This is a genomic window from Pseudomonas sp. R3.Fl, assembly GCF_023516765.1.
GTDB classification, from domain to species: Bacteria; Pseudomonadota; Gammaproteobacteria; order Pseudomonadales; family Pseudomonadaceae; genus Pseudomonas; species Pseudomonas citronellolis.
The window spans coordinates 2006434-2026981 of record NZ_JAMGSO010000001.1; the positions used below are offsets into that span (position 1 = coordinate 2006434).

Annotated in this window: 19 protein-coding genes; 8 read left to right on the forward strand and 11 right to left on the reverse strand. The window is 67.3% G+C overall.

The genetic code is table 11. The features are described from left to right. The first annotated feature begins 45 nt into the window (after nt 1-45). The 7 genes from lon to cmoB all read left to right on the forward strand — a co-directional run bounded on the left by lon (nt 46) and on the right by cmoB (nt 7344). Complete coding sequence (gene lon, locus M8R19_RS08545; protein WP_074978815.1) at nt 46-2445, forward strand: endopeptidase La; 2400 nt, start codon at nt 46-48, stop codon at nt 2443-2445. A gap of 504 nt (nt 2446-2949) precedes the next feature. Then, the gene (locus M8R19_RS08550) at nt 2950-3345 is read left to right on the forward strand and encodes a protease inhibitor I42 family protein (RefSeq protein ID WP_043271366.1); all 396 of its coding nucleotides are present in this window, start codon (nt 2950-2952) and stop codon (nt 3343-3345) included. A gap of 97 nt (nt 3346-3442) precedes the next feature. Next, entirely contained in the window at nt 3443-4105 is a 663-nt protein-coding gene (locus M8R19_RS08555; RefSeq protein WP_249917570.1) for a lysoplasmalogenase, read from the forward strand. Between the two features lie 7 nt (nt 4106-4112). Then, entirely contained in the window at nt 4113-4862 is a 750-nt protein-coding gene (locus M8R19_RS08560; RefSeq protein WP_249917571.1) for a substrate-binding periplasmic protein, read from the forward strand. A gap of 86 nt (nt 4863-4948) precedes the next feature. Further along, nucleotides 4949-5521, forward strand: coding sequence for a hypothetical protein (locus M8R19_RS08565; protein ID WP_009616464.1), 573 nt, complete (start codon nt 4949-4951; stop codon nt 5519-5521). Nucleotides 5522-5638: 117 nt separating this feature from the next. Further along, the gene (cmoA, locus tag M8R19_RS08570) at nt 5639-6379 is read left to right on the forward strand and encodes a carboxy-S-adenosyl-L-methionine synthase CmoA (RefSeq protein WP_249917572.1); all 741 of its coding nucleotides are present in this window, start codon (nt 5639-5641) and stop codon (nt 6377-6379) included. Continuing rightward, nucleotides 6376-7344 (forward strand): tRNA 5-methoxyuridine(34)/uridine 5-oxyacetic acid(34) synthase CmoB, encoded by a 969-nt coding sequence (gene cmoB, locus M8R19_RS08575; protein ID WP_249917573.1) that lies wholly within the window; start codon nt 6376-6378, stop codon nt 7342-7344. The genes cmoA and cmoB overlap by 4 nt, the downstream gene beginning before the upstream one ends. 274 nt (nt 7345-7618) lie before the next feature. Here the strand turns inward: cmoB and pdxJ are convergent, their stop codons facing one another. The 7 genes from pdxJ to lepA all read right to left on the reverse strand — a co-directional run bounded on the left by pdxJ (nt 7619) and on the right by lepA (nt 13874). Continuing rightward, nucleotides 7619-8362: a pyridoxine 5'-phosphate synthase gene (gene pdxJ, locus M8R19_RS08580; RefSeq protein WP_249917574.1), complete on the reverse strand. Its 744-nt coding sequence runs from the start codon at nt 8360-8362 to the stop codon at nt 7619-7621. Next, the gene (recO, locus tag M8R19_RS08585) at nt 8355-9059 is read right to left on the reverse strand and encodes a DNA repair protein RecO (RefSeq protein ID WP_074978824.1); all 705 of its coding nucleotides are present in this window, start codon (nt 9057-9059) and stop codon (nt 8355-8357) included. Before recO ends, pdxJ begins: the two co-directional genes overlap by 8 nt. Before the next feature lie 52 nt (nt 9060-9111). Then, nucleotides 9112-10020, reverse strand: a complete 909-nt coding sequence (gene era, locus M8R19_RS08590; protein WP_074978826.1) for a GTPase Era — start codon at nt 10018-10020, stop codon at nt 9112-9114. Beyond that, the gene (gene rnc / locus M8R19_RS08595) at nt 10013-10702 is read right to left on the reverse strand and encodes a ribonuclease III (protein ID WP_009616452.1); all 690 of its coding nucleotides are present in this window, start codon (nt 10700-10702) and stop codon (nt 10013-10015) included. Before rnc ends, era begins: the two co-directional genes overlap by 8 nt. After that, on the reverse strand, nt 10699-11076 hold the full coding sequence (locus M8R19_RS08600; protein ID WP_009616451.1) for a DUF4845 domain-containing protein: 378 nt from the start codon (nt 11074-11076) through the stop codon (nt 10699-10701). Before M8R19_RS08600 ends, rnc begins: the two co-directional genes overlap by 4 nt. 138 nt (nt 11077-11214) lie before the next feature. Further along, nucleotides 11215-12069, reverse strand: coding sequence for a signal peptidase I (gene lepB / locus M8R19_RS08605; protein WP_074978827.1), 855 nt, complete (start codon nt 12067-12069; stop codon nt 11215-11217). 5 nt (nt 12070-12074) lie between these two features. After that, nucleotides 12075-13874: a translation elongation factor 4 gene (gene lepA / locus M8R19_RS08610; protein ID WP_074978829.1), complete on the reverse strand. Its 1800-nt coding sequence runs from the start codon at nt 13872-13874 to the stop codon at nt 12075-12077. Between the two features lie 317 nt (nt 13875-14191). Between lepA and M8R19_RS08615 the strand changes: the two genes are divergently transcribed. Next, nucleotides 14192-16681: a TonB-dependent receptor gene (locus M8R19_RS08615; RefSeq protein WP_249917575.1), complete on the forward strand. Its 2490-nt coding sequence runs from the start codon at nt 14192-14194 to the stop codon at nt 16679-16681. Nucleotides 16682-17059: 378 nt separating this feature from the next. On the opposite strand, the gene M8R19_RS08620 is transcribed toward M8R19_RS08615, so the two are convergent. The 4 genes from M8R19_RS08620 to M8R19_RS08635 are packed head-to-tail and all read right to left on the reverse strand — an operon-like array spanning nt 17060 to nt 20525. Further along, complete coding sequence (locus M8R19_RS08620) at nt 17060-18475, reverse strand: DegQ family serine endoprotease (RefSeq protein ID WP_074978833.1); 1416 nt, start codon at nt 18473-18475, stop codon at nt 17060-17062. 34 nt (nt 18476-18509) lie between these two features. Further along, nucleotides 18510-18965: a SoxR reducing system RseC family protein gene (locus tag M8R19_RS08625; RefSeq protein WP_249917576.1), complete on the reverse strand. Its 456-nt coding sequence runs from the start codon at nt 18963-18965 to the stop codon at nt 18510-18512. Beyond that, nucleotides 18962-19918 (reverse strand): MucB/RseB C-terminal domain-containing protein, encoded by a 957-nt coding sequence (locus tag M8R19_RS08630; RefSeq protein WP_249917577.1) that lies wholly within the window; start codon nt 19916-19918, stop codon nt 18962-18964. Before M8R19_RS08630 ends, M8R19_RS08625 begins: the two co-directional genes overlap by 4 nt. 19 nt (nt 19919-19937) lie before the next feature. Continuing rightward, complete coding sequence (locus M8R19_RS08635; RefSeq protein WP_074978839.1) at nt 19938-20525, reverse strand: sigma-E factor negative regulatory protein; 588 nt, start codon at nt 20523-20525, stop codon at nt 19938-19940. Between the last annotated feature and the right edge of the window lie 23 nt (nt 20526-20548).

Here is a 20548-nt window from a genome sequence, read left to right on the forward strand (position 1 = left end):
CCGATTCCCCATCTAGACTGTCATGTTCAATCAGTCAGGTGCCTCATGAGCGACCAAGACGAGATTCACGATATCCACAGCGCCGAGGAGGTCACCGGGACCGGCCTGGTGCTGCCCGGCCAGAAGCTGCCGACCACCGTCTACGTCATCCCGATCCACAACCGCCCGTTCTTCCCCGCGCAGGTGCTGCCGGTGATCGTCAACGAAGAACCCTGGGCGGAAACCCTGGAGCTGGTGGCCAAGACCGACCACCACTGCCTGGCGCTGTTCTTCATGGACAACCCGCCGGACGACCCGCGCCACTTCGACCCGGACAGCCTGCCCGAGCACGGCACCCTGGTGCGCGTGCACCACGCCAGCCGCGAAGGCGGCAAGCTGCAGTTCGTCGCCCAGGGCCTGTCGCGGGTGCGCATCCGCGGCTGGATCAAGCGCCACCGCCCGCCGTTCCTGGTCGAGGTGGACTACCCGCACACGCCCAGCGACTCCAGCGACGAGGTCAAGGCCTACGGCATGGCGCTGATCAATGCGATCAAGGAGCTGCTGCCGCTCAACCCGCTGTACAGCGAGGAGCTGAAGAACTACCTGAACCGCTTCAACCCCAACGACCCCTCGCCGCTCACCGACTTCGCCGCGGCCCTGACCACCGCGCCCGGCAACGAGCTGCAGGAGGTGCTGGACACGGTGCCGATGCTCAAGCGCATGGAGAAGGTCCTGCCGCTGCTGCGCAAGGAGGTGGAAGTCGCACGCCTGCAGAAGGAACTGTCGGCCGAGGTCAACCGCAAGATCGGCGAGCGCCAGCGCGAGTTCTTCCTCAAGGAACAGCTCAAGACCATCCAGCAGGAGCTGGGCATCACCAAGGACGACAGGAGCGCCGACGCCGACGAGTTCCGCGCCCGCCTGGAAGGCAAGATCCTCCCCGAACAGGCGAAGAAGCGCATCGACGAGGAGCTGAACAAGCTGTCGATCCTGGAGACCGGCTCGCCGGAATACGCGGTCACCCGCAACTACCTGGACTGGGCCACCGCGGTGCCCTGGGGCGTGCTGGGCAAGGACAAGCTCAGCCTGCCCCACGCGCGCAAGGTGCTGGACAAGCACCACGCCGGCCTCGACGACGTCAAGGACCGCATCCTCGAATTCCTCGCCGTGGGCGCCTTCAAGGGCGAGATCGCCGGCTCCATCGTGCTGCTGGTGGGCCCGCCCGGGGTGGGCAAGACCAGCATCGGCAAGTCCATCGCCGAGAGCCTCGGCCGGCCGTTCTATCGCTTCAGCGTCGGCGGCATGCGCGACGAGGCGGAGATCAAGGGCCACCGCCGCACCTACATCGGCGCCCTGCCGGGCAAGCTGGTGCAGGCGCTGAAGGACGTCGAGGTGATGAACCCGGTGATCATGCTCGACGAGATCGACAAGCTCGGCGCCAGCTACCAGGGCGACCCGGCCTCGGCGCTGCTGGAGACGCTGGACCCGGAACAGAACGTGGAATTCCTCGACCACTACCTGGACCTGCGCCTGGACCTGTCCAAGGTGCTGTTCGTCTGCACGGCCAACACCCTGGACTCCATCCCCGGGCCGCTGCTCGACCGCATGGAAGTCATCCGCCTGTCCGGCTACATCGCCGAGGAGAAGCTGGCCATCGCCAAGCGCCACCTGTGGCCCAAGCAGCTGGAGAAGGCCGGGGTGCCGAAGGAGCGGCTGTCGATCAACGACGCCGCCCTGCGCGCGGTGATCGAGGGCTACGCCCGCGAGGCCGGGGTGCGGCAACTGGAGAAACAGCTCGGCAAGCTGGTGCGCAAGGCCGTGGTCAAGCTGCTGGAAGACCCCGAGGCCAAGCTGAAGATCGGCGCCAAGGACCTGGAGAGCTACCTCGGCATGCCGGTGTTCCGCACCGAGCAACTGCTCTCCGGCATCGGCGTCATCACCGGCCTGGCCTGGACCAGCATGGGCGGCGCCACCCTGCCCATTGAGGCGACGCGCATCCACACGCTGAACCGCGGCTTCAAGCTGACCGGGCAACTGGGTGACGTGATGAAGGAGTCGGCGGAAATCGCCTACAGCTACATCACCGCCAACCTGAAGAAGTACGGCGGCGACGCCAACTTCTTCGACCAGGCCTTCGTCCACCTGCACGTGCCCGAGGGCGCCACGCCCAAGGACGGCCCCAGCGCCGGCGTCACCATGGCCAGCGCCCTGCTGTCCCTGGCGCGCAACCAGGCGCCGAAGAAGGGCGTGGCCATGACCGGCGAGCTGACCCTCACCGGCCAGGTGCTGCCCATCGGCGGGGTGCGCGAAAAGGTGATCGCGGCGCGCCGGCAGAAGATCCACGAACTGATCCTGCCCGAAGCCAACCGCGGCGACTTCGAGGAATTGCCGGACTACCTCAAGGAAGACCTGACGGTGCACTTCGCCAAGCGCTACAGCGACGTGGCCAAGGTGCTGTTCCCGGCCTGAGGGCATAGGCATCCACCTGTAGGAGCAGGCCCTGCCTGCGATTTCGCGCGCAGGGCGCGCTCCTACAGGTTGCCCCGAGGCACGGCATCCCCCCGTAGGAGCGGACCTTGTCCGCGATGACTGGACGTCCCGGCGCAATTCGCGGATGAGATCCGCTCCTACGCCGCGCCACCTACACCATTCCCATGTAGGAGCGGGCCCTGCGCGCGAAATCGCAGGCAGGGCCCGCTCCTACAGGTTGCCCGAAGGTATGGCATTCCCCCGGAGCGGACCTTGTCCGCGATCGACGTGATTCGCGGATGAGATCCTGCGTTGCAGGCGAGCACGGCTTTTGTAGGAGCGAGCTTGCTCGCGAACGGACTCCGCTGCGGGGCATCAGGTTCGCGAGCAAGCTCGCTCCTACGAAGAGCATTTCGGCAATCCCGTTCCCTAGGGACGTATGGCCCCACCGCGCCGGACCTTTGCGATATCCTCCCGCCTGTCCGGACCGTCCGAGGAGTCGTCATGCCGTCGCCCCGCCCCCTGCTCGCCCTGCCCCTGCTGTTGCTCGCCGCCTGCGCCAGCCAACCCAAGCCCGTGGTCAGCCTGGAAGACGACAAGCCCTGCAAGCCCCTGGAACTGCACCAGGGCCAGGAACTGGTGCTGATGCTGCCGAGCAACCCCACCACCGGTTTCCGCTGGGAAGTGCGCAACCCCGCCAGCCACGTGCTGGCCAGCCTGGGCCCGGAGGTCTACAACAACCCCGAGGACAGCGGCCTGGTCGGCAGCGCCGGCGAGTCCACCTGGCGCTTCCGCGTCACCGCCAGCGGCGAGGACCACCTGCAACTGGCCTACCGCCGCCCCTGGGAGGCCGACGTCGCCCCCGAGCGCACCTTCGACTGCGCACTCAAGGCGTACTGAGCGCGGCGCCAAATACCACCCGATCTGACGCCCGCGGCCTGGGGCGGCGGCGATGGCTGCGGCACAGTCGACGCACCCTGCTGCGGAGAACTGACAGATGCGCTGGCTGCTCCCCCTGGCCGTCCTCGCCGGCCTCGCCTACCTGCTCGGCATCGCCCTCGACCTGCCCTGGCTGCGCATGCTCTGCAAGCCGCTGCCGATCATCGCCCTGCTGGGTTGGGTCGGCGCCTCGCCGGCAACCCCCTACCGCCGCTGGGTAGCCCTGGGACTGGCGCTGTCGCTGCTCGGCGACGTGCTGCTGGAATGGCCGCTGAATGCCTTCGTGCCCGGCCTGTGCGCCTTCCTCCTCGCTCACCTGGCCTACCTCGCCGCCTACCTGGGCGAGACGCGACGCCCCGCCCCGTTGGCCTTGGCCTGTGCCGCAGCGCTCGGCGGCGGCCTGTTCCTGCTGCTCGACCGCCAGGGCCTGGGCCCGCTGCGCCTGCCCATCGCGGCGTACAGCCTGGTGATCGCCTGCATGCTCTGGCGCGCCCTGGCCCGGCTGCCGCAGGCCTCGCCCAGCGCCCGCCTGGCCGCCGCCGGCGCGCTGCTGTTCGTGATTTCCGACGGCATGATCGGTATCAACCGCTTCGTCTCGCCCTTCGCCGGTTCCGGCTACGCCATCATGCTCAGCTACTGGCTCGGCCAACTGGGCATCGCCGCCTCGGTTAGTGCGCGCCATACGCCTCTGCCATACTCGCAGGCGAACCCCCTCGCCTGAGGACGACATGCTGCGCGCCACCCTCACCGCCCTGTGCTGCGCGGCAGCCCTGGGCGCCACCGCCGAGCCGCTGCGCCTGGGCGGCGACGACTGGTGCCCCTACCTGTGCCCGCAGACGCCGGAGAAACCCGGCTACCTGCTCGAAGGCCTGGGCCAGGCCCTGCCCGAGCCGCCGCAGTTCGAGAACCTGCCCTGGTCGCGGGCCCTGCAGATGGCCCGCGAAGGCCTGATCGACGGGGTGATCGGCGCCTACGCGGAGGAAAGCCAGGGGCTGCTGATCGGCCGCGAACCCATCGCCTGGGCCGACATGCATTTCTACACCCGCGCCGACAGCGACTGGCGCTACCGCGACCCAGCCTCCCTCGACGGGCTCGCCGTCGGCATGGCGCAGGGCTATTCCTACGGCGAGCAACTGGACGCCTGGCGCGACCGCAACCTGGACGACCACGAGCGGGTGCAGGTCCTCAGCGGCGAGCGCGTGCTCGAACGCAACCTGCAGAAGCTGCTGCTCGGCCGCGTCGACGTGGTGGTCGAGGACCGCCGCATCGTCGACCGCTACCTCCAGCGCCAGGGCCTCGCCGGGCAGGTCCGCAGCGCCGGCGAGCTGCCCAGCCCGCGGCCGATGTACGTGGCCCTGAGCCCGCACCTGAAGGACGCCGACGCACGCCTGGCGCAGCTCGACGAGGGCCTGCGCAGGCTGCGCGAAGGCGACGCCTGGGCACCGCTGATGCGCGAGTACCTGGTCTCCGTCGACTGACACATTCGCCCTGTAGAAAAGTCCGGCAGGCGCTGCCGTCATCGTCTATAGATCAAATACCAGGGAGTATCGAATGGAGAGGTTTCATGCGTGCTGAAGTCCGTTTGCTGGGGATGCTTGGAACCTGTCTGATGCTTGGCGCGTGCGGCAGCCTGCTGCCCAGCGAGCGCGCCGAAGTGCAGTCCCCCTTCATCGACTACCAGGACGCCGAGCACCGCTACGAACAGGTGGTGCCGGGCCGGACCACGCGCTCGCAACTGCTCAGCCTGGGCTTCGACCCGCTGACTCAGGGCAACGCCAAGATGCTCTCGTTCATCGACGTGCGCCTGCTCTTCGTGCAGCCGAACATCCCCATCGACTACCTGCCCGACGGCCTGGTGACCTGCCTGCAGGCCAAGGACCGCTGCATCGGCTATTCCTTCGACTTCAACAAGACCGACAGCCAGCGCATCGGCAGCTTCTGGGCCGACATGTTCAACTTCCGCAAGCGCCGCCAGGTCCAGGGCTGGTCGTTCCGCCCGGTGTTCGTGCTGATCGACGACGTGGTGGTGCACAAGGTCAGCAACGGCGAGCCGAACATCCGCCGCGTGGAAGACAAGAAGAACCCCCTGGGCCCGCTGCAGGGCGCCGGCGAGTACTTCTCCGACAAGCTCAAGTGAGGCGCCGGGCTCATCGCCCGGAGGTTGGGGCGCCGCGCCCCGCTCGGCTACAATGCGCACCCCGGCGCCCGAGACTGGCGCCGGCCGTCCGCATCACCCGTACCGAGGCCCCACCGCGTGAGCGAGTCTGACCGCATCTTCGCCCAACCCCAGGAACACGTCGCCGACTTCACCTTCAACGAGGACGTGGCGCGCGTCTTCCCGGACATGATCAAGCGCTCGGTGCCGGGCTACCCGACCATCGTCGAGAACATCGGCGTGCTCGGCGCGCGCTTCGCCCAGCCGCACAGCCTGATCTACGACCTGGGCTGCTCGCTGGGCGCGGTGACCCAGGCGCTGCGCCGCCACGTCAGGGCCGACGGCTGCCGGGTGCTGGGCGTGGACAACTCCGCCGCCATGCTGGCGCGCTGCCGCGAGTACCTCAGCGCCCAGGACGCCATGTACCAGGAACTGCTGCCGGCGGACCTGTTGGAGGCGGACATCCTGGCCATGGACTTCCAGCCCTGCTCGCTGGTGGCCATGAACTTCACCCTGCAGTTCATCGAGCCGGGCAAGCGCCTGGAGTTGCTGCAGCGCATCCGCCAGGCCTTGCTGCCCGGCGGCGCGCTCATCCTCTCGGAGAAGCTGCGCTTCAGCGATGCCGCCGAGCAGGAGCTGCTGAACGAGCTGCACCTGGACTTCAAGCGCGCCAACGGCTACAGCGAGCTGGAGATCGCCCAGAAGCGCACCGCCATCGAGAACGTGATGCGCCCGGACACCCTGGACGAGCACCGCGAGCGCCTGGCCCAGGCCGGTTTCTCCAAGGTGGTGCCGTGGTTCCAGTGCCTGAACTTCGCCTCGCTGGTCGCCCTGCCATGATCGAACGCTTCGCCCTCGACGGCCTGCGCCGGGAACTGGCCGGCACGCCCCTGCAAGCCTGGAGCGAATCCCTCGCCGCGCAGCTCGCGGCCAAGGTGGCAGACGGCCACGGCAACCTGGAGCGCTGGCTGGCCGCCGTCGACCAGTTGCCCGGACTGCGCGCCGAAAGCGTCGAGCTGGCCCGCCGCTTCGCCCTGGAAGGCCCTTGCGACGACACCACCCGCGCCGCGCTGAGGACCGCCTTGCAAGGGCTGATCCCCTGGCGCAAGGGGCCCTTCGACGTGTTCGGCGTGCACATCGATACCGAGTGGCGTTCGGACTGGAAATGGGAGCGCGTCTCGCCGCACCTGGACCTGGCCGGCAAGCGCATCCTCGACGTCGGCTGCGGCAACGGCTACTACCAGTGGCGCATGCTCGGCGCCGGTGCCCGCAGCGTGGTGGGCGTGGACCCGAACTGGCTGTTCTTCTGCCAGTTCCTGGCCATGAAGCGCTACCTGCCGGAGCTGCCCGCCTGGCACCTGCCGCTCGCCCTGGAGGAGCTGCCGGAGAAGCTGGAAGGCTTCGACAGCGTGTTCTCCATGGGCGTGCTCTACCACCGCCGCTCGCCCATCGACCACCTCTACGCGCTCAAGGACTGCCTGCGCCGCGGCGGCGAGCTGGTGCTGGAAACCCTGGTGGTGGAAGGCGACGTCACCACGGTGCTGGTGCCGGAGGACCGCTACGCGCAGATGCGCAACGTCTGGTTCCTGCCCTCGGTAGCGGCCCTGGAACTGTGGCTGCGCCGCGCCGGCTTCACGGATGTGCGCTGCGTCGACCAGAGCCGCACCACGGTGGAGGAACAGCGCTCCACCCAGTGGATGCGCTACCAGTCGCTGCCGGAGTTCCTCGACCCGCACGACCCCACCCGCACCCTCGAAGGCCTGCCGGCGCCGCTGCGCGCCACCCTGGTGGCGCGCAAGCCCTAGCGAATCGCGGGCAGGGGGAATGCCGTGGGTGGGGTTGCGTAGGAGCGGATCTCATCCGCGAATCGCGCCGGGACGTCCGGCTATCGCGGACAAGGTCCGCTCCTACGGTACGGGCAAGCTCGCTCCTACGAAGAGCACCTCGGCGCAGCCGGCAAGACAATTGCTCCCACGACTGGGTGTCCCAGGAAACGTAGGGCGTATAACCGTTCGCGGTTATACGCCGATACACCGCCGCCTCCGCCAACGCCGGAGCCGCGCCCGGAACCCCTAGGGCTCAGCGCTTGGCAGCCGCCACGATCAGCGCCTTCATCTCCGCCACCGCCTGCTTGAAGCCGACGAACAGCGCATGGGCCACCAGGGCGTGGCCGATGTTCAGTTCGTTGATCCCGGCGATCGCCGCCACCGCCTCTACGTTGTGGTAGTGCAGACCGTGGCCGGCGTTGACGATCAGCCCGTGGGACAGGCCGGCCTCCACGCCGTCGCGGATGCGCGCCAGTTCCAGTGCGGTTTCCGCCACGCCGTGGGCGTCGGCGTAGCGCCCGGTGTGCAGTTCGATGGCCGGCGCGCCGATGCGGGCGGAGGCCTCGATCTGCCGGGGGTCGGCGTCGATGAACAGCGACACCTCGCAGCCGGCGGCGGCCAGGCGCTGCACCGCGGCGTGGATGCGCGCCTCCTGGCCGGCCACGTCCAGGCCGCCTTCGGTGGTCAGTTCCTGGCGGGTTTCCGGGACCAGGCAGACGTGGGCCGGGCGGATCGCCTCGGCGAAGGCCAGCATCTCCTCGGTCACGCCCATCTCGAAGTTCATGCGCGTCTGCAGCACCTCGGCGAGCACGCGCACGTCGCGGTCCTGGATGTGCCGGCGGTCCTCGCGCAGGTGCACGGTGATGCCGTCGGCGCCGGCTTCCTCGGCGTCCAGCGCCGCTTTCACCGGGTCCGGGTAGCGGGTGCCGCGGGCCTGGCGCAGGGTCGCGACGTGGTCGATGTTGACGCCGAGGAGGATGCGGTTGGCTTCAGTCACGGGGAGGTTCCTTGCGATTCATGAAGAGTTCGCGGCTGACCAGCGGTCGGCCGCCGAGGTGCGGCGCCAGGGCCTGGCGCATCAGGCGCTTGGCCGCGGCCAGGGCGCCGGGGGCGCTCCAGTCGGCCTCCGCCATGGCCAGCAGGTCGGCGCCGTGGAACAGGCCCGGCTGGAAGCCGCCCACCGGCTCCAGGCCGGCGTCGGGCAGCAGGCGGTAGAGGCCGCCGGGGACGATATCTTGTCCGACAATATCGCGATCGAGGGCGAAACCATAGCCCAGCTCGTCCAGCAGCCGCCATTCGAAAGCACGCAGCAAGGGCTCCAGTGGGCGTCCGGCGGCCAGCGCCGGCAGGGTCGCGCGATAGTGCTCGAACAACTCGGGATGGGCGACTTCCGCCGGCAGCACGCGGATCAGCAATTCGTTCAGATACAAGCCGCTGAACAGCGCCTCGCCCGCCAGCAGGTTGGGGATGCCGGCGGCTTCCAGGCGGCTGACGTTCTTCAGCTCGCCGCGGCCGCGGAATTCCGCCTCCAGCGGCACGAACGGCCGCGCCAGCGCCCCGGACTTGCCACGCGCGCCGCGCAATACAGCGCGCAGGCGGCCTTCGGGGGTGAAGAAGTCCACCAGCGCGCTGGTTTCCTTGTACGGGCGGCTGTGCAGGATGAAGGTCGGCAGGGGAACGCTGACGAGGCTCATGCGCGGGTGCGGCCTTCAGGCGGCCCGTTGGAGCGGGCCGCGCGGGTGGGTGTCAGAGGTCGCCGTAGCCGAGCGAGCGCAGGGCGCGTTCGTCGTCGGACCAGCCGCCCTTCACCTTGACCCAGAGGTTGAGCATGACCTTGGAGTCGAACAGCACTTCCATGTCCTTGCGCGCGCTCTGGCCGATGCTTTTGATGCGCTCGCCCTTGTCGCCGATGATGATCTTCTTCTGCCCTTCGCGTTCCACCAGGATCAGCGCGTGGATGTGCAGCACGGCGCCCTCCTGCTTGAACTCCTCGATCTCCACGGTGATCTGGTAGGGCAGCTCGGCGCCGAGCTGGCGCATGATCTTCTCGCGCACCAGTTCGGCGGCGAGGAAGCGGCTGCTGCGGTCGGTGATCTGGTCTTCGGGGAAGAAGTGCTCGCTTTCCGGCAGGCGCTCGGCCACCAGTTTTTCCAGCAGGTCGAGGTTCTGCCCGTGCTGGGCGGAGATCGGCACCACTTCGGCCTTGGGCAGCAGCTCGGTGAGCCATTGCAGATGCGGCAGCAGCTCTGCCTTGTCTTCCAGGCGGTCGACCTTGTTCACCGCGATCAGCACCGGGCAGCTGACGTGCTGCACGCGGTCCAGGACCATCTGGTCCTCGTCGGTCCAGCGCAGGCGGTCGACGACGAAGATCACCACGTCGACGTCCTTCAGCGCGGCGCTGGCGGAGCGGTTCATGTAGCGGTTCAGCGCCTTGTCGTTGTCCTTGTGCAGGCCGGGGGTGTCGACGTACACCGCCTGCACCGCGCCTTCGGTCTTGATGCCGAGCAGGGTGTGGCGGGTGGTCTGCGGCTTGCGCGAGGTGATGGCCAGCTTCTGCCCGAGGATGTGGTTGAGCAGCGTCGACTTGCCCACGTTGGGGCGGCCGACGATGGCGACGTAGCCGCAGCGGCTGATGTCGTCGTGTTGTTCAGTCATGGCCATTCTCCACGCCCAGGGCCACCAGCGCGGCGGCGGCGGCCACCTGCTCGGCGATGCGGCGGCTGCCGCCGTGCCCGTGGGTCTTGTCGTTCAGCAGGGCCACTTCGCACTCGACGAAGAAGGTCCGGCAATGCGGTTCGCCCTGGATGTCCACCACGTCGTAGCGCGGCAGCTCGCAGGCGCGCGACTGCAGGAACTCCTGCAGGCGCGTCTTGGGGTCCTTGTTGGTGTCCACCGGGGTCAGCTCGCGCAGTTGCGGGCCGAGCCAGGCGAGGATGCGCTCGCGCGCGGAATCCATGCCGGTGTCCAGGTAGATGGCGCCGATCAGCGCTTCCATGGCGTCGGCGAGGATCGACTCGCGGCGGAAACCGCCGCTCTTGAGCTCACCCGAGCCCAGGCGCAGGTAGTCGCCCAGTTCGAAGCCACGGGCCAGCAGGGCCAGGGTCTCGCCCTTGACCAGCCGTGCGCGCAGGCGCGACAGCTGGCCCTCGCGGGCCTGCGGGAAGTGGCTGAACAGGGCTTCGCCGATGACGAAGTTGAGGATGGCGTCACCGAGGAACTCCAGGCGCTCGTTGTTGCGCCCGGCGAAGCTGCGATGGGTCAGGGCCAGGACCATCAGGTCCTGGTCCTTGAAGGTGTAGCCGAGCTTGCGCTCGAGTCGATCCAGGGTATTGCTCACGGCGTTCTTACACGGAATTCTTTGTCGAAGTGGACCACCAGGTCGAGGTTCTCGATCAGCGGCTCGCGTTTTTCATACTTCAGGTGCGCGCGGAACTCGTTGTTGTCCTGCTCCACGGTCAGCGCGTCCTCGAGCTTCAGGTCGCGGATGTTGTTGATGGTCAGCGCCTTGTCCACGTAAGAGTAGAACTCCGGGACGCTGCGCACATCCGCCGCCTTGTCGGTTTCCACCGATTTGATGGCCTTCTCGATGGCGTAGTAGTCGAGGTAGTGCGGAATGATCTTGAACGCGGTACTGGCCAGGAAGGCCACAATGGCCAGCACCACCAGCCAACCCAGCAACGACATCCCCTTCTGCGAACCTGCGTACTTCATGCTGACCTCATGTCGGTATGGTTCTCATCCCCCGCCACCGGCGGTTCCAAGTGCAAGCGGGGCAGACCCGCTCCCCGCGTGCCGCCCCGCCCTTCGTTCTAGCACCGACCGGCGGCCGGCGCTCGACGCATCTCACATTCAGTGAATCACGCCGACCCGCGAGAAGTTCGGCAGGTTGCGCAGTTTCGGGTCCGGCCAGCTCATCCACACGGCGAAGGCCTTGCCGACGATGTTGCGGTCCGGAACCATGCCCAGCAGCTCCTTCGGAATCTTCGGATCGTTCCAGTAGCGGCTGTCGTTGGAGTTGTCGCGGTTGTCGCCCATCATGAAGTAGTGCTCGGCGGGTACCGTCCACTCCTTGCCGGGCTCCACGCGGTAGCGCGTCATTTCCTTGCGGATCAGGTGCTCGGCCTCGCCCAGCTTCTCCTGGTAGAGGGTCACGCTGCCCAGGCTGCCCGGCTCCTCGCCGATCAGTTGCTCGGCCACCAGCTGGTCGTTGACGTACAGGCGCTTGTCGCTGGTGTAGCGCACGCGGTCACCCGGCACGCCGACCACGCGCTTGATGTAGTTGATGTTCGGGTCGCTGGGGTAGCGGAACACCATGACGTCGCCGCGCTGCGGGTCGCCGACCGGGATCACCTTGGCGTCCAGCACCGGCAGGCGGATGCCGTAGGCGAACTTGTTGACCAGGATGAAGTCGCCGACCTCGAGGGTGGGCTTCATCGAGCCGGAGGGGATCTGGAACGGCTCGACCAGGAAGGATCGCAGCACCAGCACGATGAACAGCACCGGGAAGAAGGACTTGCCGTACTCGATCAGCACGGGTTCCTTGTTCAGCTTGTCCAGCACTTCCGGATCGGGCTCGGTGACCGAGCCCTGGTAGGCGGAAATGGCGGCCCGGCGGCGCGGTGCGAAGAGCACCAGGTCGACCAGGGCCAGGGCGCCGCACAAGGCGACGGCGATCACCAGCAACAGCGGGAAATTCAGCGTCATAGAATCTAACTGTCCACTTTGAGCACGGCGAGGAAGGCTTCCTGGGGAATCTCCACGCTACCGACCTGCTTCATCCTTTTCTTACCGGCCTTCTGCTTCTCCAGCAGCTTGCGCTTACGGCTCACGTCACCACCGTAGCACTTGGCCAGCACGTTCTTCCTGAGCGCCTTGACCGTCGAACGGGCGATGATCTGCCCGCCGATGGCCGCCTGAATCGCGACGTCGAACATCTGACGCGGGATCAGTTCCTTCATCTTCTCCACCAGTTGGCGCCCCTTGTAGGGAGCGTTGTCGCGGTGGACGATCAGGGCGAGGGCGTCCACCTTCTCGCCGTTGATCAGCACGTCGAGACGGACCAGGTTGGCCGGCTCGAAGCGGTCGAAGCTATAGTCCAGCGAGGCGTAGCCGCGGCTGGTCGACTTCAGACGGTCGAAGAAGTCCAGCACCACTTCGTTCATCGGCAGGTCGTAGATCACCTGGACCTGGCCGCTGAGGAAGTGCATGTCACGCTGCACACCGCGTTTCTCGATGCACAGGGTGATGACGTTGCCCAGGTGCTCCTGAGGCACAAGGATGGTGGCCCGGCAGATGGGCTCGCGCATCTCGTCGATGGACGAAAGGTCGGGCAGCTTGGACGGGTTGTCGACATAGAGGATGTCGCCGTTCTTCTGCACGATCTCGAAGATTACGGTGGGCGCCGTGGTGATCAGGTCCAGGTCGTATTCGCGCTCCAGGCGCTCCTGGATGATCTCCATGTGCAACATGCCGAGGAAGCCGATGCGGAAGCCGAAGCCCAGGGCCTCGGAGCTTTCCGGCTCGTACTGCAGGGCGGCGTCGTTCAGCGTCAGCTTCTGCAGGGCTTCGCGGAAGTCCTCGAAGTCGTCGGAGCTGACCGGGAACAGGCCGGCGTAGACCTGCGGCTTGATACGCTTGAAGCCGGGCAGCACGGCCACGTCGGGGGTGGTGCTGAGGGTCAGGGTGTCACCCACGGGCGCGCCGTGGATGTCCTTGATGCCGGCGATGATGAAGCCCACTTCGCCGGCCTTGAGGTCCGGCGTCTCGGTGTGCTTCGGCGAGAACACGCCGACGCTGTCCACCTGGTGCAGCTTGCCGGTGGACTTCACCAGGATCTTGTCGCCCTTCTTGACGCGGCCGTGCTTGACGCGCACCAGCGAGACCACGCCCAGGTAGTTGTCGAACCAGGAGTCGATGATCAGCGCCTGCAGCGGCGCCTCGATCTCGCCCTCGGGCGCCGGGATGGTCTGCACCAGGCGCTCGAGCACCTCGTCCACGCCCATGCCGCTCTTCGCCGAGCAGGCCACGGCGTCGGTGGCGTCGATGCCGATGATGCTCTCGATCTCGTCCTTCACCCGGTCCGGGTCGGCCTGCGGCAGGTCCATCTTGTTCAGCACGGGCATGACTTCCAGGCCCTGCTCGATGGCGGTGTAGCAGTTGGCCACCGACTGCGCCTCGACGCCCTGGCCGGCATCCACCACCAGCAGCGCGCCTTCGCAGGCGGCCAGGGAGCGGCTGACTTCGTAGGTGAAGTCGACGTGGCCGGGGGTGTCGATGAAGTTCAGCTGATAGGTCTTACCGTCCTTCGCCTTGTAGTGCAGGGTGACGCTGTGGGCCTTGATGGTGATGCCCCGCTCGCGCTCCAGGTCCATGGAGTCGAGGACCTGCGCTTCCATCTCGCGGTCGGACAGACCACCGCACATCTGGATGAAGCGGTCGGCCAGGGTCGACTTGCCATGGTCGATGTGGGCGATGATGGAGAAATTGCGGATATGACTCAGGTCACTCACGGCTTGACACACTCGGAAGGCTGAAGGCGGCGATCCGCCGAAAAATAGCCGGGGAGTTTACCTGAATCCGCAGCCAGGCGTCACCCTGCGCCGCAGCGCTGCCGACGCCCAGCGGCCGCCATCCAGTACGTTCGTACGATGCGCCCGCATCCAACGTAGGATTTTCCCACCCCGTCCACGGCCCTAGTGTCCTCCGTGCAGCCGCACGCCGACCAGGGCCGCCCTCCCCACCGAGCGATTGCGCGCCTGGCCCAGGCGCGGCGGAGCGATTCGGCCGCGCCGCCCCATAACGCCAACAAGAACCAGGAAGCACTGCCATGCCCAGACGCCACCCCTTCGGCCCGAGCGCCCTCGCCCTGCTCGTGGCCCATGCCGCCGGCCTCGCCCTGCCCGCCCGGGCCGCGGACGGCGAGCAGCCCCTGTCGCTCGGGCAGAGCGAGGTGATCAGCAGCCTGCCGCTGCCCTCGCTGGGCGTCTCCCGCGACCAGATCGCCGCGCCGGTGCAGACCTTCAGCGGCGAGGACATGCAGAAAAGCCAGGCGCTCGACCTGGCCGACTACCTCAAGCGGCGCAGCGCCGGGGTCTACGTCAACGAGATCCAGAACAACCCGCTGCAACCGGACATCAACTACCGCGGCTTCACCGCCTCGCCGCTGCTCGGCACGCCTCAGGGGCTGTCGCTGTACCTCGATGGCGTGCGCATGAACCAGCCGTTCGGCGACGTCGTCAGCTGGGACCTGATCCCCGACAACGCCATCGCCGGCGCGCAACTGATGCCCGGCAGCAACCCGCTGTTCGGCCTCAACACCCTGGGCGGCGCGCTTTCGGTGCAGACAAAGAACGGCCGCGACAACCCCGGCGGCGCCGTCCAGGCCACCCTGGGCTCCTACGGGCGCAGGATCGGCGAGGCCGAGTACGGCGGCAGCGAGGGGCAATGGGACTGGTTCTTCGCCGGCACCCACTTCGAGGAAGACGGCTGGCGCGACCACTCCGACTCCGACGCGCAGCAGCTGTTCGGCAAGCTCGGCTGGCAGGGCGAAGCCACCGACCTGAAGCTGACCTACAGCTTCGCCGACAGCGACCTCAACGGTAACGGCATGGTCCCCGAGAGCTTCCTACGCCGCGACCGCGACAGCGTGTACACCTACCCGGACAACACGCAGAACACCGCCAACTTCCTCAACCTGCAGTGGAACCACGACTACAGCGACGACCTGAGCGCTTCCGGCAACCTCTACTACCGCCACATCAAGACTGACACCTTCAACGGCGACATCAACGACGAGTCCCTGCCCGAGGGCATCGGCGAAGCCGGGCAGAACATCCTGCCGACGGCCGGCAGCTACACCACCGCGGCGAACCTGGCGGCCTGCGTCGCGCAGTTCGAGCCGGGCGGCGAACCCGGCGAAAAATGCACCGGAATGATCAACCGCACCCGCACCACCCAGAGCAACATCGGCCTGTTCGAGCAGTTCTCGCTGCGCAACCGCCTGTTCGGCAAGGAAAACCTGCTGTCCCTGGGCGGCGGCTTCGACTACAGCCAGGTACGCTTCCGGCAGTCGGCCGAATACGGCGCGCTCACCGCCGACCGCGGCATCGTCGGCACGGGCGTCTACGCCGAAGCCGGCAACGCCTTCAACCTGGACGGCGAACTGGACGACCGCGCCGCACGCCTGAAGGGCAACACCCGCACCTGGAGCCTCTACGGCAGCGACACCCTGAGCCTGGCCCCGACGCTCGATCTCACGCTGTCCGGGCGCTACAACGACATCTCGGTGCGTAACCACGACCAACTGTCCCACTACGAACTCGACGGCGACGCCCTGGGCGATACCGTCGACGAGAACGCCTCGCTCAGCGGCAAGCACAGCTTCAACCGCTTCAACCCGGCCATCGGCCTGACCTTCCGTCCAACGCCCAGCCTGACCACCTACGTCGGCTACAGCGAAGGCAGCCGGGCCCCGACCACCATCGAGCTGGGCTGCGCCAACCCCGAGTCGCCCTGCCGCCTGCCCAACTCCATGGCTGGCGATCCGCCGCTGGAACAGGTGGTGACGCGCACCTGGGAAGCCGGCCTGCGCGGCCTGATCGGAAACAACGTGCAGTGGAACGCCGGGCTGTTCAGCGCGCGCAACAGCAACGACATCATGTTCGTGTCCTCCAGCACCAGCGGCAGCGGCTACTTCGCGAACTTCGGCGAAACCCGCCGGCGCGGCATCGAAACCGGCATCTCCGGGAATTGGGGCGACTGGGCGCTGGCCGCCAACTACACCTTCATCGACGCCACCTATCGCTCGGGCGAAACCTTCCTGGGCGAGGCCAACAGCAGCGCGGAGGACGGCAACATCAGCGTGAAGTCCGGCGACCGCATTCCGCTGATCCCGCGCAACATCCTCAAGCTGTCGGCCGACTATGCGGTGACCGAGCGCCTGAGCATCGGCGCCGATGCCATCAGCGTCTCCAGCTCCTACGTGCGCGGCAACGAGAACAACGACCACCAGAGTGGCGGCCTGTACCAGGGTGGCGGCGAGATCGGCGGCTATACCGTGTTCAACCTCAACGGCGCCTACCAGCTCACTCCGGCCTGGCGCGTCTTCGCCCAAGTCAACAACCTGTTCGACCGTGAGTACGCCACGGCCGGCATGCTTGGCGCCAATCCGTTCGACGACAATGGCGTGATGCGTACCGATGGTGCTGCCGGCAATGGCGCAGTCAATGGCAGGCGGAGCAATTCCGTGGGTGAGACCTTCGTTGCTCCGGGGGCGCCGCGTACCGCCTGGTTGGGGGTGCGCTGGGCGTTCCGCTGAGCTGCGCTGAACGCACTTAAAAAAACGCCGTTTCCTGAGGGGGAAACGGCGTTTTTCATTTGGCCTTCAGAGGTATTCCGGTGCGCCCGGAGGTTTCTGCGTGCGGCGTTATCCGCCGAATCGCGGACAGAGCCCGCTCCTACGCTTCCAGGAAGCACGGCTTTTCGTAGGATGGCGTTGAGCGAAGCGATACCCATCAGCGCAACCGCATGGGTTTCGCAAGCTCAACCCATCCTACGAAAAGCACCTCGACGCAGACAGTTGCTCCTACGGTTCAGGGAAGCACGTCGTAGGAGCGGACTCCGTCCGCGATTGGATTCATCGGCCACACCGGATGCCCCGGTGGCACGACCCTTTTCCGGCCTACCTACCCGCCAGTCATTCCCCCAGCTTGAAGGTAATGAAGCTGGCACGCCCCTGGCGCAGAACGCGCATGGACACCGACTTGCCCTTCGGCAGCGCCTTGGCGATGTCGGAGAAGGCCTTGGCGGAATCCACCGTGCGGTTGTTCAGGTGGGTGATGACGTCGCCCGGACGCAGGCCGATCATCGCTGCCGGGCCGTCCTGGACGTCCTTGATCACCACGCCGCCCTTGATGTCCAGCGACTTGCGCTGTTCGGCGGTGAGGTCGGCGACGGTCACGCCCATGCGGTTGCTGCTGCGCTCGGCGCCCTGCCCTTCGACGGCGGCGACTTCGTCGTCCTCGTCCGGCAGGTTGCCGATGGTCATGTTCAGGGTCTTGCGCGAGCCATCGCGGAACACGTCCAGGGCCGCCTTGTCGCCCGGCTTCATGCCGCCGACCAGGTGCGGCAGGTCAGCCGACTCGTTGATGGTCTGGCCGTTCAGACTGAGGATCACGTCGCCGACCTGCAGGCCGCCCTTGGCCGCCGGGCCGTCCTGCACCAGCTGGGCCACCAGGGCGCCGGCCGGCTTGTCCAGGCCGAGGGATTCGGCGAGGTCCTTGCTGACCTCCTGGATCACCACGCCCAGCCAGCCGCGGCTGACCTTGCCGCCTTTCTTCAGTTGGTCGGCCACGTTCATGGCGACGTCGATCGGGATGGCGAAGGACAGGCCCATGAAACCGCCGGAGCGGGTGAAGATCTGCGAGTTGATGCCGACCACCTCGCCCTGCAGGTTCAGCAGCGGGCCGCCGGAGTTGCCCGGGTTGATGGCCACGTCGGTCTGGATGAAGGGCACGTAGTTCTCGTTCGGCAGGCTGCGGCCCTTGGCGCTGACGATACCGGCGGTCACCGAGTGGTCGAAGCCGAACGGCGAGCCGATGGCCAGCACCCACTCACCGACCTTGAGCTTGTCGGAATCGCCCAGCTTGAGGGTCGGCAGGCCCTTGGCGTCGATCTTCAGCAGGGCCACGTCGCTGCGCGGGTCCGCGCCGATCAGCTTGGCCTTGTGCTCGCTGCGGTCGGACAGGCGCACGACGATCTCGTCGGCGTCGGCGACCACGTGGTTGTTGGTCAGGACGTAGCCATCATCGGAAATGATGAACCCCGAACCCAGGGATTGCGCCTCGCGCTGCGCCCCACGCGGCGGGCGTTGGCCACGCGGCATGCTGCGCTCGATGAAGTCGCGGAACATCGGCGGCAGGCCTTCCAGGTCGGGCATCTGCCCGCTGGCGACCTGGTCCGGCACCTTCTGGGTGGTACTGATGTTCACTACGGCCGGCGAAGCCTTCTCCACCAGCGGGGTGAAATCCGGCAATTCGGCGCGGGCGACCACAGACAGGCTCAAGGCCAGCAGGGCGACCATCGCGGCCATACTGCGTTTCAGGGTTTGCATGGACTACTGCTCCCGTATTCAAAGGGAAGTGGACTTAGGCGGGGCCCTCGGCCCCTGTGACCAGCGTACGCAGCACAACCGGCTGCAACGCCGGGTCATCCGAATGGCGCCGGGCATGGCGCCGTACCCACAGCCAGGTCACGAGGAAACCCGCGAGGCCGGCCAGGATCAACCAGGGCTCGGCGAGGCCGGCGCACCACGCGAGCAGCGTAGCGGCGAACAGGCCGAGCAGGGGGAATAGATAGAACATCAGGGCGCATTTCAACAAGAGGTCCTCGCGTATGCCGAGCACCACCTCGTCACCCACCCCGAGCGGGAAAGCAGAAAGGGCGCGGACTTCGCCGCGCCCCGCAGAGGAGCCCAATTGCTGCAACAACCCCTGGCCGCATCCGGCCTTGGCGCTGCAGGCTGAGCAGGTGCTCTGGCGCAGCGTCTGGACCCGCACCGCTGCGGTTTCGACGCCGATCACCCGCCCCCGCTCTTCGATCACTGCGCGGCAGCTCCCTGGGCGGGCGCCTGCGGCCGCACCGACATGGCGATGCGTTCGGCGGTCCCGGTGGGAATCTCGCCGACAACGGTGACCATCATGCCGCCATCTTCGGTATTGAGGCGTTTGGACACCACCGAGGTCGGCCCCAGCTGGGTGCGCGCGTCGTCGATCCTGGCGCCGTGCAGCGGCTCGATGAAGATCGAGAAACGCGCCAGGCCATCGCCATAGTCCATGCTGACGACGCGATCGTCCGACACCGGACTGCGGCGCTCATAGGTGTTGTTCAGGGTGAAACCCGGTGGCACCCATTCCGAGCGCCAGCTGCTGGCGACCGAGGCGTCCGGCTTGCCCGCGGGGACCGCCTGGCAGGCCTCGGAAGGCTGCAGGCCGCTGTCGTCCGGCGCCGCGGTGCTGAACTGGGTGAACTGCAGGCGTTCGAGCGCCTGGCCCTTGTCGTTGAGCAGCAGCGATTTCAGCGGCAAGCCGGTTTCCTGGTCCAGGTGTAGCTCGAAGCCGTAGCGGTACTGGTCGCGGGGGATCAGCCCGATCACCGTGGCCGCGCGCCCGGCGATGCGGGACTGGCCGACCACGCGGATGTCGTACCAGGAAGCCAGGTCGTCCGAGGCCAGCTTGCGCACCGGCCACAGCTGCCCGGCACCCAGTTGCCCGGCCATGCCGCCGGCGATGCACTGGGTCACGCCATCGCGCTTGACCACTTCCTGGCGCGGGCCGTCCAGTTGCAGCCAGTGCTCGCGCACCGAGCCGTCGGGCTCGACCAGACGCCAGACCTCATGGGTGGAGAAGATGCCGTTGCGCTCGTAGACGAAGGTGCCCTGGAAGCTTTGTCGCTGCTGGCCCTCGGTCAGCCGCTTGACCCACGCCTGAACATCGGCGGCCTGTACCGGCATTGCCAGCAGACCGCCCAGGAAGAACAACAGGAAGGTGGCGCGCATGACGCTCCTTAAAGGGGTTTCAGCGACTTTCCAGGCTGGCGGCTCGCGCGTAAGGCAGGGCGCTGTCGGCACCGTTCACCGCCGACTGCTGGGCATGCTGGCGGAGATATCCCGGAAGACGCTGTTCGTGCCAGGTGGTGGGGCTGCCCGAGCCACCAGTGATGACCTGCGGTGCGTCCTCGTCCTGGTTGTAGCCGGCCAGTACCGCCGGGCCCTGCACCTGCGGCAGAGTGATCTGCGGCGTGGCGCCTTGCTGGGCCAGGCTCGGAGCAACGCTATCATTCTGATGGTATAGACGAACACCCGCCAGCACGGCCAGTGTCACCGACGCGGCAACCGCCACGCGCCCGACGTTGCGCCACGGATTGCGCCGCGGCTGGGCCGGGGCGGCCTCCTCGGCCAGCGCAGCCGATACCGCCGCGGCGATATCCAGCTTGGGCAGCACCGGCTCGCGGTGCATCACCGACCGGGCCAGTTGATAGCGCGACCAGGTGGCACGCATTTCCGCGTCTTCACCGCAGGCTGCGAGTACCCGGCGCAGTTCGAGTTCGTCCGCTTCGTTATCCATCAGCGCGGACAGCGACTCCTGCAGGGCTTCACGACTCATGGCGTACCTCTCTTGGCTGTTCC

Excerpts from the sequence above, each read along its gene's own strand:
- lon (WP_074978815.1), top strand. The coding sequence starts at position 46 with ATGAGCGACCAAGACGAGATTCACGATATCCACAGCGCCGAGGAGGTC.
- M8R19_RS08550 (WP_043271366.1), top strand. The coding sequence starts at position 2,950 with ATGCCGTCGCCCCGCCCCCTGCTCGCCCTGCCCCTGCTGTTGCTCGCC.
- M8R19_RS08555 (WP_249917570.1), top strand. The coding sequence starts at position 3,443 with ATGCGCTGGCTGCTCCCCCTGGCCGTCCTCGCCGGCCTCGCCTACCTG.
- M8R19_RS08560 (WP_249917571.1), top strand. The coding sequence starts at position 4,113 with ATGCTGCGCGCCACCCTCACCGCCCTGTGCTGCGCGGCAGCCCTGGGC.
- M8R19_RS08565 (WP_009616464.1), top strand. The coding sequence starts at position 4,949 with ATGCGTGCTGAAGTCCGTTTGCTGGGGATGCTTGGAACCTGTCTGATG.
- cmoB (WP_249917573.1), top strand. The coding sequence starts at position 6,376 with ATGATCGAACGCTTCGCCCTCGACGGCCTGCGCCGGGAACTGGCCGGC.
- recO (WP_074978824.1), bottom strand. The coding sequence starts at position 9,059 with ATGAGCCTCGTCAGCGTTCCCCTGCCGACCTTCATCCTGCACAGCCGC.
- era (WP_074978826.1), bottom strand. The coding sequence starts at position 10,020 with ATGACTGAACAACACGACGACATCAGCCGCTGCGGCTACGTCGCCATC.
- M8R19_RS08600 (WP_009616451.1), bottom strand. The coding sequence starts at position 11,076 with ATGAAGTACGCAGGTTCGCAGAAGGGGATGTCGTTGCTGGGTTGGCTG.
- lepB (WP_074978827.1), bottom strand. The coding sequence starts at position 12,069 with ATGACGCTGAATTTCCCGCTGTTGCTGGTGATCGCCGTCGCCTTGTGC.
- M8R19_RS08615 (WP_249917575.1), top strand. The coding sequence starts at position 14,192 with ATGCCCAGACGCCACCCCTTCGGCCCGAGCGCCCTCGCCCTGCTCGTG.
- M8R19_RS08620 (WP_074978833.1), bottom strand. The coding sequence starts at position 18,475 with ATGCAAACCCTGAAACGCAGTATGGCCGCGATGGTCGCCCTGCTGGCC.
- M8R19_RS08630 (WP_249917577.1), bottom strand. The coding sequence starts at position 19,918 with ATGCGCGCCACCTTCCTGTTGTTCTTCCTGGGCGGTCTGCTGGCAATG.
- M8R19_RS08635 (WP_074978839.1), bottom strand. The coding sequence starts at position 20,525 with ATGAGTCGTGAAGCCCTGCAGGAGTCGCTGTCCGCGCTGATGGATAAC.